Source organism: Micromonospora radicis (genome assembly GCF_003583405.1).
Lineage (GTDB): Bacteria > Actinomycetota > Actinomycetes > Mycobacteriales > Micromonosporaceae > Micromonospora > Micromonospora radicis.
In genome coordinates this window covers 17,383-30,667 of sequence record NZ_QXEC01000009.1, presented here as the reverse complement: position 1 = coordinate 30,667, position 13,285 = coordinate 17,383, and the positions used below count along the sequence as shown (strand labels likewise).

11 protein-coding genes are annotated in these 13,285 nt (G+C 70.5%); 4 read left to right on the top strand and 7 right to left on the bottom strand.

Translation table 11 applies throughout. From position 1 onward, the window contains the following. Positions 1 to 12: 12 nt before the first annotated feature. The gene (locus D2L64_RS11455) at positions 13 to 951 is read right to left on the bottom strand and encodes an ABC transporter permease (protein WP_119575229.1); all 939 of its coding nucleotides are present in this window, start codon (positions 949 to 951) and stop codon (positions 13 to 15) included. A gap of 81 nt (positions 952 to 1,032) precedes the next feature. Then, on the bottom strand, positions 1,033 to 2,637 hold the full coding sequence (locus D2L64_RS11450; RefSeq protein WP_119575227.1) for a peptide ABC transporter substrate-binding protein: 1,605 nt from the start codon (positions 2,635 to 2,637) through the stop codon (positions 1,033 to 1,035). A 432-nt stretch (positions 2,638 to 3,069) separates the two neighbouring features. Here D2L64_RS11450 and D2L64_RS11445 point away from each other — a divergent pair, with 432 nt between their 5' ends. Next, on the top strand, positions 3,070 to 3,930 hold the full coding sequence (locus D2L64_RS11445) for a bifunctional methylenetetrahydrofolate dehydrogenase/methenyltetrahydrofolate cyclohydrolase (RefSeq protein ID WP_119575225.1): 861 nt from the start codon (positions 3,070 to 3,072) through the stop codon (positions 3,928 to 3,930). A gap of 99 nt (positions 3,931 to 4,029) precedes the next feature. After that, entirely contained in the window at positions 4,030 to 4,980 is a 951-nt protein-coding gene (gene mdh / locus D2L64_RS11440) for a malate dehydrogenase (RefSeq protein ID WP_119575223.1), read from the top strand. A gap of 76 nt (positions 4,981 to 5,056) precedes the next feature. Here mdh and D2L64_RS11435 read toward each other — a convergent pair whose 3' ends face one another. Further along, a complete protein-coding gene (locus D2L64_RS11435; protein WP_119575221.1) occupies positions 5,057 to 5,833 on the bottom strand; it encodes a TetR/AcrR family transcriptional regulator in 777 nt (258 codons plus the stop codon). Positions 5,834 to 5,916: 83 nt separating this feature from the next. On the opposite strand from D2L64_RS11435, the gene D2L64_RS11430 reads away from it, so the two are divergent. After that, positions 5,917 to 6,315, top strand: coding sequence for a VOC family protein (locus D2L64_RS11430; RefSeq protein ID WP_119575485.1), 399 nt, complete (start codon positions 5,917 to 5,919; stop codon positions 6,313 to 6,315). Between the two features lie 175 nt (positions 6,316 to 6,490). After that, positions 6,491 to 7,708, top strand: a complete 1,218-nt coding sequence (locus tag D2L64_RS11425) for an NADP-dependent isocitrate dehydrogenase (protein ID WP_119575219.1) — start codon at positions 6,491 to 6,493, stop codon at positions 7,706 to 7,708. A gap of 495 nt (positions 7,709 to 8,203) precedes the next feature. On the opposite strand, the gene galT is transcribed toward D2L64_RS11425, so the two are convergent. From galT to D2L64_RS11405, 4 genes are all read right to left on the bottom strand, one after another. Beyond that, the gene (gene galT, locus D2L64_RS11420; protein WP_119575483.1) at positions 8,204 to 9,280 is read right to left on the bottom strand and encodes a galactose-1-phosphate uridylyltransferase; all 1,077 of its coding nucleotides are present in this window, start codon (positions 9,278 to 9,280) and stop codon (positions 8,204 to 8,206) included. A gap of 52 nt (positions 9,281 to 9,332) precedes the next feature. Beyond that, positions 9,333 to 10,862 (bottom strand): adenylyl-sulfate kinase, encoded by a 1,530-nt coding sequence (cysC, locus tag D2L64_RS11415; RefSeq protein ID WP_119575217.1) that lies wholly within the window; start codon positions 10,860 to 10,862, stop codon positions 9,333 to 9,335. Positions 10,863 to 11,044: 182 nt separating this feature from the next. Next, on the bottom strand, positions 11,045 to 11,611 hold the full coding sequence (locus D2L64_RS11410) for a DM13 domain-containing protein (protein WP_119575215.1): 567 nt from the start codon (positions 11,609 to 11,611) through the stop codon (positions 11,045 to 11,047). Positions 11,612 to 11,658: 47 nt separating this feature from the next. Beyond that, positions 11,659 to 13,233, bottom strand: a complete 1,575-nt coding sequence (locus D2L64_RS11405; protein ID WP_119575213.1) for a glycosyltransferase family 2 protein — start codon at positions 13,231 to 13,233, stop codon at positions 11,659 to 11,661. Between the last annotated feature and the right edge of the window lie 52 nt (positions 13,234 to 13,285).

Below are 13,285 nucleotides of genomic sequence, written 5' to 3'. Positions count from 1 at the left end.
ACCTCGCTGCGCTCACTCATAGCGGATCCTCGGGTCTAGTACGGCGTACAGGACGTCCACCACCAGGTTGGAGACGAGGTAGACCACGACGAGCACGCTGACGATGCCCACCACCAGTGGGCCGTCCTCGGTGCGGATGCCCCGGAAGAGGTTGAAGCCGACGCCCGGGATGTTGAACACGCCCTCGGTGATGATCGCGCCGCTCATCAGGTTGCCCAGCTCGACGCCGAGGAAGGTGATCACCGGGATCAGTGAGTTGCGCAGCACGTGCACGCTGACCACCCGACGCCTCGGCAGCCCCTTCGACCGGGCGGTCCGCACGTAGTCGGCGCGCAGGTTCTCGGCCACCGAGGTTCGGGTCAACCGCAGCGCGGTGGCCAGGGAGAGCGAGCCGAGCACGATGCCGGGCAGCAGCAGTGCGTAGAAGTCGGGGTCGGCGCCGGAGGTGGCCGGGAAGAGCTGCCACTTGACGCCCAGGAAGTACTGCGCGAGCGGGGCGAGCACGATGGTCGGGATGCCGAGCACCAGCAGGGTCAGCAGCAGCGTGGCGTTGTCGAAGATGCTGGCCCGCCGGATCCCGGCGAGTACGCCCGCGGTGACGCCGAAGACGACGGCGACCGCGATGGCGATCAGCGCCAGCTTGATGGTGACCGGCCAGGCGGCGGCGAGGATCTCCCCGATGGAGCGCCCGGTGAGCGACTCGCCCAGGTCGCCCCGGAGCAGGTTCGAGATGTAGTCGAAGTAGCGGTAGAAGAAGCCGCCGACCCCGGTCGCGTCGAGGTGGTACTTCTCGGTGAGGTATGCCCGCTGCGCGGCGGTCACCGGGCGCTCGCCGGCCAGCGCCTGGATGGGGTCGCCCTGGCCGGCGAACATCAGCGCGTAGACGATCAGCGTGGTGCCGAAGAAGGCCACGACCATCTGGAGCAGGCGCCGCACGATGAAGCGGAACATACTTGGCAGTCTCTCTGAAAAGGGGCGAACCGCGTGGCGGGTCGGGTCACCTCGCGGTGACCCGACCCGCCTGCGTGGGTGTTACTTCACGGCCTCGATCTTGAGCAGGTCGATCCGGTCGAAGAGATCCATCTCGACGTTCTTGACCTTGGTCGAGTGTCCGAAGTTGTTCTGGCCGAACCGCAGCGGGATCACCGGCAGTTCCTCGGCCAGCAGGTCCTCGGCGGCCTGGTACTTCTTGATCGCCTCTTCCTCGCTCGACGCGCTGACGCCCTCGGCGAGCAGCTTGTCGAACTCGGGGTTGCTGTAGCCGTAGTAGTTCGACGAGCCGTTGCTGCTGTACAGCGGGCCCAGGTAGTTCTCCATCGACGGGTAGTCCATCACCCAGCCCATCCGGAACAGGCCCACCGACTGCTTCGCCTTCAGCTTGGTCAGCAGGTCGGCGAACTTCGGCTCGGCGTTGCCGACGCAGTCCACGCCCAGGTTGGCCTTGAGCTGGTTGCAGGTGGCGTCGACCCAGTCCTTGTGGCCGCCGTCGCCGTTGTAGGACAGCGTGATCTTCGACGGGCCACCGGCGGCCTGGTACAGCGCCTTGGCCTTCGCCGGGTCGAACTCACCGGCCGCACCGATGGTGTTCTCCCGGTATCCGGCGACCACCGGCGAGACGAACGAGCGGGCCGGCTGCTGCGAGTCCTTGAAGATCGAGCGGGTGATCTCCTCCCGGTCGATCGCCATCGAGATGGCCTTGCGCACGTCCGGGTTGCTGTACTCCTGCTCGAACGTGGGGAAGGCGAGCACCTGCAGCGTCGACGCCGGGCTCTGCTGGTACCGGTCGCCCAGGTCGGTGGCGGCGGTGGAGAGGTTCTCGATCGGGATGGTCTTGATCACGTCGAGGTTGTCCGACAGCACGTCCGCGTACGCGGCGGTCGGCTGCTGGTAGATGCGGAACTCGACGCCGGCCACCTTGGGCTGCTGCCCCGGGAAGGCGTCGTACCGCTCGACCTCGACCTTGGCGTCGTGCTGCCAGCTGCCCTTCATCTTGAACGGGCCCTGGCCGATCGGTGCCTGCTCGTAGCCGTCGGCCAGCTTGCCCGGCGCCGAGAAGGCGGCCTTCGGTAGCGGGTAGAAGGCGGTGTAGCCGAGGATCGACTTGAACTCGCTGTACGGCTGGGACAGCGTCACGGTGAAGGTGTGGTCGTCGACCTTCTTCAGCCCGCTGAGCGTCTGCGCCTTCGGGCTGTCGCCCTGCAGGTCGTCGTAGCCGGCGATCTTCTCGAAGAAGTAGTTCGAGTTCTGGCCGTTGGGGGCGTACGCGCCGTAGTTCCAGGCGTCGACGTAGTTGTCGGCGGTGACGTCCTCGCCGTTGTGGAACGTGTAGCCGTCCTTGAGCTTCACGGTCCAGGTGGTGTTGTCCTCGGACGTGATCGACTCGGCCGCCACCTCGTACGGCTTGTTCGCCTCGTCGTAGTCGACCAGCGGGCTGAACAGGGCGGCGAGCACCTGCGAGCCACTCGTCTCGTTGGTGTTGGTGGGCACCAGGTGCTGCGGCTCGGCGATCTCGATCCGCACGGCCGCGTTGGGGTCGCTCTCGCCGGATCCGCCATTACCGCCCGAGCCGCAGGCCACCAGGCCCAGGGTCACCGCGAGCGGGAGGGCGGTCCAGGCGGCGAGCCTACGAACACGCATTGAGCCTCCTCATATCCTCACGCAGTGCAGTCAGGCCCGGCGTTGGGTGACTCTGCGCAACGACGGGCAACGGTAGGTCGTGCACCGCGAGTCGGCAACGTAGCGGTTGCGAACGGGTAACAGAATGAGACCCCCCGCCTTGTCGGTGGTCGGCGCCCGTGCTACGCATTGCTCGCGTTTGCCGGTCTGGGCTGCGGAAATCTGGGAACGTCCGGCAGGCTCAGGTGAGCCTTCGGCCCGGCTGTGCCCGAAGTTCATGATCGTCGTGTTGGGTGGGTTCATGCCCGGGCGTCCTGCTCGACTGGGACCGATGCCGCAACCCGTTACGCAAAGTGACTAACCACACGTCACAGAAAGTAGCTGCCGAGATCTGGGGCGCCCGGACCCCGTGGTCGGCGGAGTCGGCGGTGCCGGTCGTGAGACGATCTGCTCGTGACGGCGACGCTTCTGGACGGCAAGGCGACCGCGGCCGAGATCAAGGACGAGCTGCGGGCGCGGGTGAAGGCGCTGGCGGAACGGGGCACCGTGCCGGGGCTCGGCACGGTGCTGGTCGGGAGTGATCCCGGTTCCCAGGCGTACGTCAACGGAAAGCACCGGGACTGCGCCGAGGTCGGCATCGCCTCGATCCGGCGTGAGCTGCCGGCCGACGCCACCCAGGAGCAGGTCGACCGGACCATCGCCGAGCTGAACGCCGACCCGGCCTGCCACGGCTACATCGTCCAGCTGCCGCTGCCCGGTCACCTGGACACCCAGCGGGTGCTGGAGCTGATCGACCCGGACAAGGACGCCGACGGCCTGCACCCGGTCAACCTGGGTCGGCTGGTGCTCGGCTACGACGCGCCGCTGCCGTGCACCCCGCGCGGCATCGTGGAGCTGCTCCGCCGGCACGACGTGCCGCTGCGCGGCGCCAACGTCGCGGTGGTGGGCCGGGGCAACACGGTCGGCCGCCCGCTCGGGCTGCTGCTCACCCGGCGCAGCGAGAACGCCACGGTCACGTTGTGCCACACCGGCACCCTCGACCTCGCGGCGCACACCCGCGGTGCGGACATCGTGATCGTGGCGGCCGGCGTACCCGGGCTGCTCACCGCCGACATGGTCACGCCGGGTGCGGTCGTGGTCGACGTCGGCATCACCCGGGTGATCGGCTCGGACGGCAAGGGTCGCTACACCGGCGACGTGGACCCGGAGGTCGTCGAGGTCGCCGGCAAGCTGGTGCCGATGCCCGGTGGGGTCGGCCCGATGACCCGGGCCATGCTCCTCAGCAACGTGGTGGAGCGCGCCGAACGCGACTGAGGTGAAGGAAGGCCCATAACCGTCCGCCCCTGGCCCGATCGGTGCCAGGATGGCTGATACGGTCCGGAAAACCGACTGGTATCAGGGAGTGGGACGACCATGGGTAAGAAAGTCACTGTCGTCGGCGCCGGATTCTACGGCTCCACCACCGCACAGCGCCTGGCCGAGTACGACGTCTTCGACACCGTCGTCATCACCGACATCGTGGAGGGCAAGCCCGCCGGTCTCGCCCTGGACCTCAACCAGTCGCGGGCCGTCGAGGGCTTCGAGACCAAGGTGGTCGGCGTCACCACCGGGCCGAACGGCGAGGGCTACGAGGCCATCGAGGGCTCCGACGTCGTGGTGATCACCGCCGGTCTGCCGCGCAAGCCGGGGATGAGCCGGATGGACCTGCTGGAGACCAACGCCAAGATCGTCCGGCAGGTCTCGGAGAACGTCGCGAAGTACGCCCCGAACGCCGTGGTGATCGTGGTCTCCAACCCGCTGGACGAGATGACGGCGCTGGCCCAGCTCGCCACCCAGTTCCCGCACCAGCGGGTGCTCGGCCAGGCCGGCATGCTGGACACCGCCCGGTTCACCAACTTCGTGGCCGAGGCGCTCGGCGTACCGGTGAAGTCGGTAAAGACGCTGACCCTCGGCTCGCACGGCGACACCATGGTCCCGGTCCCGTCGAAGAGCACCGTCGGCGGCAAGCCGCTGCGCGAGGTCATGCCGGCCGAGCAGATCGAGGACCTGGTGGTCCGGACCCGCAACGGCGGCGCCGAGGTGGTGGCGCTGCTCAAGACCGGTTCGGCGTACTACGCCCCGTCGGCCGCCGCCGCCCGGATGGCGAGGGCCGTCGCGGAGGACTCCGGCGAGGTCATGCCGGTCTGCGCCTGGGTCGACGGCGAGTACGGCATCTCCGGCGTCTACCTGGGCGTCGAGGCCGAGATCGGTGCGACGGGCGTCAAGCGGGTCGTCGAGACCGACCTGGACGCCGACGAGCGGGCCAGCCTGAACGCCGCCGCCGAGGCCGTCCGCGCCAAGCAGGCCGACGTCGCCAACATGTGATTCCCCGCACCCTGGTGAGTTGACCAAGAGGTTTGCGTCTCGGTGAAGTCGATCCGGGACGCAAACCTCTTGGTCGTCATGGTCGACCGGCGTCGGCGCGTCCGTCGATCAGCACGGTGAGGGCGTCGAGGACGCGGGCCAGGCCGAACTCGTACGCCTGGTCGGGATCATAGGCGGCGTTCTGGGCGGCGCCCGCCGCGGCGCCGACCCGGACGGCGGTCGGGTACCGCCGTTCGTCGAGCACCTGCGCGAGCAGCGGTGCGTTCGCCGCCCACCACTGTTCGTCGGTCCAGGCGCTGTCCTGCCGGGCCGATCGGGCCTCCGCCGCCGAGCGGGCCGCGGCCCGGACGAAGTCGAGTACGAAGGTCAACGCGGCGTCCCGGGTCACGTCGTCCAGCCCGGTGTCGTCGAAGGCGCGCAACTCGTGTTCGTACTTCGCCATCAGGCCGGGGCCCAGCGGCGGCCGGCCGGTGGCGACCTCGGCGGCCCAGGGGTGGGCGGCGAAGAGTTCGCGGTTGTCCCGGGCGAGCGCCGCCACCCGGCTGCGCCACGACTCGCCCGAGCGGTCCGGTCGGGGTAGCTCCGCGTAGATCGCGTCCAGCATCAGGTCGAGCAGCTCGGCCTTGCCCGGCACGTACGTGTAGAGGGTCATCGGTGCCGCGCCGACGGCCTGGCCGAGCGCCCGCATGGTCACCGCGTCCAGTCCCTCGGCGTCCGCCAGCGCGATGGCGGACGCGACGATGTCGTCGAGGGAGCGACCCTGGCGTGGGCCGCGTCGGGCGCCCGCGTCGGGCTGCCGCCAGAGCAGGCGGAGGGTGTGGGCGGGATCGCCGCCGCCGGTGCGATGGGACACCCTCCGATCTTCGCAGGTCAAATCGTCGTACGCAGTACGTTGTACACTGTACGAAGTAAGGTTTCCGTTCTCAGGGAGTGCGCGTGCAGATCACCGCAGCGGCCATCTCGCTCAACGTCGACGACGTGCCGGCCTCGGCCGCGTTCGTCCAGCAGCACTTCGGGTTCCGGGAGGAGATGGCGGCCGACGGGTTCGTCTCGCTGACCCGGGACGGGGTCGGCTTCAACCTGATCTTCCTGCGTACCGGGCTGGCCAGCCTCCAGCCGTCGAGCCTGAAGACCCAGCGGGCGGCGGGCGTGCTCGTCGCCTTCGTGGTGGACGACGTCGACGCCGAGTACGCCCGGATCCAGGCCGCCGGTGTGCCGATCACCACGCCGATCCAGACCGAGCCCTGGGGGGAGCGGTTCTTCCAGGTCACCGACCCCAACGGGGTCGTCCTGCAACTGGTGCAGTGGGTACACGGCCCGGAGGGGGCCGCCTGAACCGGGGCGTCGCCCGAGCATGCGTCGGGCCCGGCGGGGTATAGCCGCGTCGGGCCCGACGGGCCGTGTCCGGCCCGTGCCATCGGCGAACGGGTGGCCGCGACGTTTCCGGTCGAGGCGGATCCAGTACGCTCGTACTGCTTGAGCATGTGTCCCCCGAGAGGAGCGCCGGCCGATGGCGAAGATCAAGGTAAACAACCCGGTCGTGGAGCTCGACGGCGACGAGATGACCCGGATCATCTGGAAGCAGATCCGGGAGCAGCTGATCCTGCCCTACCTCGACGTCGACCTGCACTACTACGACCTGTCGATCCAGCACCGCGACGCCACCGACGACCAGGTCACCATCGACGCCGCCAACGCCATCAAGGAGCACGGCGTCGGCGTCAAGTGCGCCACCATCACCCCGGACGAGGCCCGGGTGGAAGAGTTCGGGCTGAAGAAGATGTGGCGGTCGCCGAACGGCACCATCCGCAACATCCTCGGCGGCGTGGTCTTCCGTGAGCCGATCATCATGTCCAACGTGCCGCGGCTGGTCCCCGGCTGGACCAAGCCGATCATCATCGGCCGGCACGCCCACGGTGACCAGTACAAGGCCACCGACTTCGTCGTCCCCGGCCCGGGTACGGTGACCATCACCTACACCCCGGCCGACGGCTCGAACCCGGTCGAGATGGAGGTCGCCAACTTCCCCGGCGGCGGCATCGCGATGGGTATGTACAACTACGACGAGTCGATCCGGGACTTCGCCCGGGCCTCGTTCCGGTACGGCCTGGACCGTGGCTACCCGGTCTACATGTCGACCAAGAACACCATCCTCAAGGCGTACGACGGCCGGTTCAAGGACATCTTCGCCGAGGTGTTCGAGAACGAGTTCAAGGCGGAGTTCGACGCCGCCGGCCTCACCTACGAGCACCGGCTGATCGACGACATGGTCGCCGCCGCGCTCAAGTGGGCGGGCGGGTACGTCTGGGCCTGCAAGAACTACGACGGTGACGTGCAGTCCGACACCGTCGCGCAGGGCTTCGGCTCGCTCGGCCTGATGACCTCGGTCCTGCTGTCGCCCGACGGCCGCACCGTCGAGGCCGAGGCCGCGCACGGCACCGTCACCCGGCACTACCGGCAGTGGCAGAAGGGCGAGAAGACCTCGACCAACCCGATCGCCTCGATCTACGCCTGGACCCGGGGCCTGGCGCACCGCGGCAAGCTGGACAGCACCCCGGCGGTCACCGAGTTCGCCAACACCCTGGAGCAGGTCATCGTCGACACCGTCGAGGGCGGCCAGATGACCAAGGACCTCTCGTTGCTCATCTCGCGGGACGCGCCGTGGCTGACCACCGACGAGTTCATGAACACGCTCGACGAGAACCTGGCGCGTCGCCTCGCCGCCTGAGTCCCGTCCGCACCCACCGAGCCCGCCGGCCACCATGGCCCGGCGGGCTCGGTGCTTACCCGGCGCGTACCGCGTGTCACACGAAGACACGCCAGCCGGCGTCACCTGTCCCGGCGCGCCTCGTTGACCTGGGTGGACGAGATGCCAGTCCCGTCCAGCCGTCCCTTCCCCGCGGGGGGCCCTGTCCCGGGCCCCCCGCGCCCTGCTGTCCGGCCGTGTCCGGCGCGCCCCGCTGTCCGGGCCTTCCCGCGCCCTCCGCGCTGTCCGACCGGACCTCACATCGCCACCCTTTGCTCTGCTTCAACCCACGCATCAGCCGGCCGCGGTGGCCCGCCGGCGCACTGCCCGGCCGGAAGCCGTTGCGTCCGTTGAAGCAGAGCAAAGGCGCAAGCAGGGGTACGGGGGCAGGCCCGGGGCGGCAGCCGGGGACGGGTCGACAGCCGACAGCCGGGGACGGGGCGGCAGCCGGGGGAGGGGGAACGGGCGAGGTGGAGGTCAGGCGGCGCGGAGGAGTTCGGCGGCGCGTTCCGGGGCGATGTCGTTGATGAAGACACCCATGCCGGACTCGGAGCCGGCCAGGTACTTCAGCTTGTCGGCCGCCCGCCGGATGCTGAACAACTGCAGGTGCAGGTGGCCCAGTTCGCGGTCGACGCGGACCGGCGCCTGGTGCCAGGCGGCGATGTACGGCATCGGGCTGTCGAACAGCCCGTCGAAGCGCCGCAGCAGGTCCAGGTAGAGCGGGCCGAAGGCGTCCCGTTCGGCTTCGGTCAACGCCGGGATGTCCGGCACCGGCCGGTGCGGTGCGACGTGCACCTCGAACGGCCACCGGGCGGCGGCGGGGACGTACGCCGTCCAGTGTTCGTTGGTCGCCACCACCCGGTCACCGGCGGCGCGTTCGGCGGCGAGCACGTCGGCGTAGAGGTTGCGGCCGTCGGTGCGCTCCGCGTGCCGGCGGGCCGCGGCCAGCAGGGACCGGGTACGTGGCGGAAGGAACGGGTACGCGTAGATCTGCCCGTGCGGATGGTGCAGGGTCACCCCGATCTCCACGCCCCGGTTCTCGAAGCAGAAGACCTGCTCGACCCCGTCCAGACCGCCGAGGACCTCGGTCCGGTCGGCGAGCGCGTCGAGTACGGTGCGTACCCGGCGCGGCGGCAGGCTGGCGAAGCTGGCGTGGTGGTCGTCGGTGAAGCAGACCACCTCGCAGCGCCCGTGTCCGGGCCGGACCGGCGTGAACGGGGTCATCTCGGCTGGTTCCTCGACCACCCGTCCGCTGAACGCCGGAAACCGGTTCTCGAAGACCGCGACGGCGTAGTCCGACGCCGGGATCTCACTGAGCCGGTCAGCCGTCGAGGGGCAGAGCGGACACTGCTCGGCCGGTGGCAGGAAGGTGCGGGTCTGCCGGTGCACGGCCAGCGCCACCCACTCGCCGGTCAGCGGGTCGTAACGCAACTGGGAGGCGGGCGGGGGCGGCGGCAACTCGCGCCGGTCCGGCTGGTCCCGGACGACGTCGTCGCGCTCGTCGAAGTAGATCAGCTCACGACCGTCGGCCAGGGTGAGCGCCGTACGCTTCATCGCGGCCAGCGGCCGCGGTTGAGCTTGGACCATCGGAAGGACAGCTCCCTCGTCAGAGCGCTGGTAGGCGCGGCTCCACCCAGCCGGTCTCGGTCAGGTGGTGCAACACGTGCTGGACCGCCTCGTCCACGTCGAGGTCGCTGGTGTCGATCACCAGGTCGGCGTCGGTCGGCTCCTCGTACGGGTCGTCGATGCCGGTCATCCCGGTGAGTAGGCCGGCGCGCGCCCGCGCGTACAGCCCCTTGCGGTCGCGGCGTTCGCAGACCTCCAGCGGCGTGGCGACGTGGACCAAGACGAACCCGGCGCCCGCCGCGGTGGCCATCTCCCGGGCCGTCGCCCGGGCCTGCGCGTACGGTGCGATCGGGCAGCAGACGCCGATGCCCCGGTGCCGGGCGATCTCGGCGGCCACCCACCCGATCCGTCGTACGTTGGTGTCCCGGTCGGCCTTGCTGAAGCCCAGCCCCGCGGTCAGCTCACGGCGCACCACGTCACCGTCGAGCAGGGTGACCGTACGCTCACCCTGCTCCCGCAGCGCGTCGGCGAGACCACGGGCGATGGTCGACTTGCCGGAGCCGCTCAGCCCGGTCAGGAACACCACCAGCCCCCGGTACCGCCGCGGCGGCCGGGCCCGGCTGAGTTCCTTCGCCACCGCCGGCGGGGTGTGCCACTCGGGCAGCGGGAAGCCCCGGTCGAGCAGGTCCTCGATCTCGTCGTGGGTGAGCGCCAGCCGACGGTTGCGCGGCGGGATGTCCTCGCGCCAACGCCACTGGCCGTCCCGGTTGTCGTACGCCAACTCGCGCGGCACCAGCACCCGTAGCCCGGCACCGGAGAGCATGTCCCCGGTGGAGAGCAGGTGGGTGACGCCGTACGCGGCGGAGACCCGGGCCCGCAGCAGCGCCTCGCCGATCTCGTCCCGACCCCGGGCCAGTGGCACGGCGACCAGGGTCGCCGGTGGCATCCGGTCGCGGGCGGCGAAGACGCTGCGGACCAGCGCCTCCGGTGGCAGGCCGCCGGTGCCGTCCTCGCCGACCGGGATCATGATCAGCAGGTGCGCGCTGAGGGTACGCACGGCATGGGCGATCTGGGCCAGCTGCGGCCGGTGCAGCGGACGGTCGGCGACGACGCCGAGCACCCGTCCGGGTGGCAGCAGCGCGCGGATCTCCGCCGGGGTGCGGCGCAGCCGCTGGAACGGCCCGTGCCCGCCGTCGCCGAGCCGGCGGACGCTGCCGCCGACCCCGGCCACCCCGTCGCGTACCTGCCAGGTGTCGGCGACCTCCAGCGCCGCCACCGGGGCGCCCTCGCCGTCGGTGAGCACCAGGGTGCGGCGGTCCGGGTCGGCGAGGTCGAACTCGCGCAACAGGGCCGAGGGCACCTGGAGGGTCACCGCCACCGGCCACGGCGTGCCGTCGACCAGCCGGCCCCGGCGGCTGACCGAGACCAGGTCGGCGCGGGTCAGGAAACCGGTCAACGGCGCGTACGCACCGATCAGCAGCAGCTCCAGATCCGCGAGCTCGCCGGGACGCGGCGTGTACGCCGGTGCGTCCCGAAGTACCTCGTCGGGCAGCACCCACCCGTTGCTCATCAGACCCCCAACTCCGGCGACCGGCACACAGTTTCGCAGCCGCCCGCCAATCGGTCGAGAGCACCACTCCTCCCGGCCGGGGTGTGCCGGTCCGGCCCAGGTCGGATCAGACCGGCCGGGTGTGCCGGTCCGGCCCGGGTCGGATCAGACCGGCCGGGTGTGCCGGTCCGGCCCGGATCGGATCAGACCAGCGGTGCCGCCCCGAACGAGACCGCGAACCGCTTGCACCAGATCGAGACGCTGGTCAGATCGCTCAGGTCCACGTCGGCGGGGATGGCGTACCCCTGATCGCCGCGGTTGCCCTTGAGCTTGCCCAGCTCCACCCAACGGCCGTCGTCGAACACGTGCCAGCCGGCCCGGCCCTCCAGTACCGGCTGGTCGGTCAGCCAGACGCGGAGGTCGGGGCCGTTGGAGGTGGCCAGCCCGACCAGTTCCAGCCGGTGCTCCCCGTCGGCGGCGCGCACGATGCGGGCGGTGCCCGACGTCTCGTACTCGTGGCTGACGAACTCGCCGGAGCTGACCATGGTGGCGGTGGGCCGCTCGGACGCCGGTGCGGCCGAGGGGGAGGCGGCGGAGGCGGCGGTCGGGCTCGGGCCGACCGGTGTCTCGACCACGGTCAACCGCTCCGCCACCTCGGTGTCGGTGACCAGCTTCCACGGTTGGAACCAGTACAGGCCGAACGCCGATCCGGCGGCCAGCACGACGATCGCGATCCAGGTCAACGGGGTGCGCAGCAGGCGGGAGATCATGCGTCCAGTGTGGTCGACTCCGTCGTCATGATCGGCCCGGCAGGTCGTTACGAAAGCCTTACCGCTTGCGGTTCGGCCAGGCCCAACCGGCGCCGGACGGCCCGCGCCAGCCGGCGCCACAGCCCCGGCCTGGGCGCCGGCGGCTTGGCCGGCGCCTTCTTCTTCCGCTTGTCCACCACCTCCGGCCGGGCACCGTCGGCGGCGCAGGTCACCGCCAGCGGCAGCTTGGCGTCGAGAGTCCAGCCCGAGCCGGTCACCCGAGCCTTCAGGACCCACTCACCCTGGGTACGACCACCGTCGAGGGCACCGAAGTCGACGGTTGCCGTGCCCCGGTAGCGCAGTTGCACCCCGTCGCCGGCCGGATCCGGTACCCGGTCCACCTCGAAGTGCACCGGCAGGAAGAACTCGTCGTGCCGGGTGGCGTGCTGGGCGACCACGTCCAGCCGGGCCCGGCTCACGTCGTCGGTGCTGTCGAGCAGGTCGGCGGGGACGTCGTCGAGCGGCACCACGAGCCGGTCCCGCCCGTCGACGTGCCGGTAGGACAGCGGCTGCTCGCCGTCGCGGAGTTGGGCGCCGAGCAGCATGGTGAGGGTCAGACCGGTCAACTCGTACGCCTTCAGGCGGGCCCGGACGCGGATCCCCGCGTCCCACTCGGCCAGCCGGACCAGGTCGTCGACCCGGCCCTGGGCGGCCAGACCGGCGAGGGCGCGCTCGAACGACGGCAGGGAGTCGGTGACCTCCGGGGCGAACCGTTCCTGGATGGTCTTCTGCACCTCCGCGGCAACCTGGTCGACCCAGTCCCGGGGCGCGTCCCGCAACCGGGCGCCGCGCAGCCGGCGGATCATCTCGCTGCGCAGCCAGCGCTGGTGCAACCGGTCCCGCAGCGGCCCCGGCTCGGTGTGCGAGTCGACGATGTCGAGCACCTCGCGCAGGCTGCTGTAGTACCCGGCGGGTTCCATCCGGGTGGCGGTCAGGTTGCCGCCGTCCGGCCGGCGGGCGTGGTGGTAGCAGGTGTAGTCGGACAGTACGCAGGTGCGGCGGGAGAGCAGGTAGGCCCGGGCGACGAGGTGGTGGTCCTCCAGGCGCTTGCGGTTCTCGTCGGGGAACCGCAGGTCGTGTTCCAGCAGGAACGCCCGGCGGAACATCTTGTGACAGGTGAGGCTCTCGATCAGCGGCGCGTCGTCCAGCCGGGCGTCCGGGCGGTCGATCCGGAACAGTTCCCGGGGCACCGCGCGGCCGTGTCCGGTCATCTTGCCGATGGCGATGTCCGCGTCGTGCCGCGCCGCGTACCCGTACAGCCGTTCCAGGGCCTCGTCGCCGAGCCAGTCGTCGTCGTCGACGAACTGGACGTACTCGCCACGGGCCCAGGCGACCCCCATGTTGCGCGGGCGCGCCGGCCAGCCGGAGTGCTCGCCACGCAGCACGTGGAAGTTCGGGTGCGCGGCGGCGAGTTCCGCCAGGCGGGCCGGGGTGTCGTCGGTCGAGCCGTCGTCGACGAAGATCACCTCGAACTCGGTGGCCGGCATCGACTGGCGTAGCAGCGAGTCGACGAGCGGCTGGACGTGCTCGCCCGAGTTGTAGGTCGGGACCACCACACTTACCTTGAGCACGTCATTCGCCATGGCTCTCCCACTACCCGTCGTGTTTCTTCGAGGGAACGGATGGTGGGCTCCA

Coding starts and splice junctions, on each gene's coding strand:
- D2L64_RS11455 (WP_119575229.1), bottom strand. CDS start 951: ATGTTCCGCTTCATCGTGCGGCGCCTGCTCCAGATGGTCGTGGCCTTC.
- D2L64_RS11450 (WP_119575227.1), bottom strand. CDS start 2,637: ATGCGTGTTCGTAGGCTCGCCGCCTGGACCGCCCTCCCGCTCGCGGTG.
- mdh (WP_119575223.1), top strand. CDS start 4,030: ATGGGTAAGAAAGTCACTGTCGTCGGCGCCGGATTCTACGGCTCCACC.
- D2L64_RS11425 (WP_119575219.1), top strand. CDS start 6,491: ATGGCGAAGATCAAGGTAAACAACCCGGTCGTGGAGCTCGACGGCGAC.
- galT (WP_119575483.1), bottom strand. CDS start 9,280: ATGAAGCGTACGGCGCTCACCCTGGCCGACGGTCGTGAGCTGATCTAC.
- cysC (WP_119575217.1), bottom strand. CDS start 10,862: ATGAGCAACGGGTGGGTGCTGCCCGACGAGGTACTTCGGGACGCACCG.
- D2L64_RS11410 (WP_119575215.1), bottom strand. CDS start 11,611: ATGATCTCCCGCCTGCTGCGCACCCCGTTGACCTGGATCGCGATCGTC.
- D2L64_RS11405 (WP_119575213.1), bottom strand. CDS start 13,233: ATGGCGAATGACGTGCTCAAGGTAAGTGTGGTGGTCCCGACCTACAAC.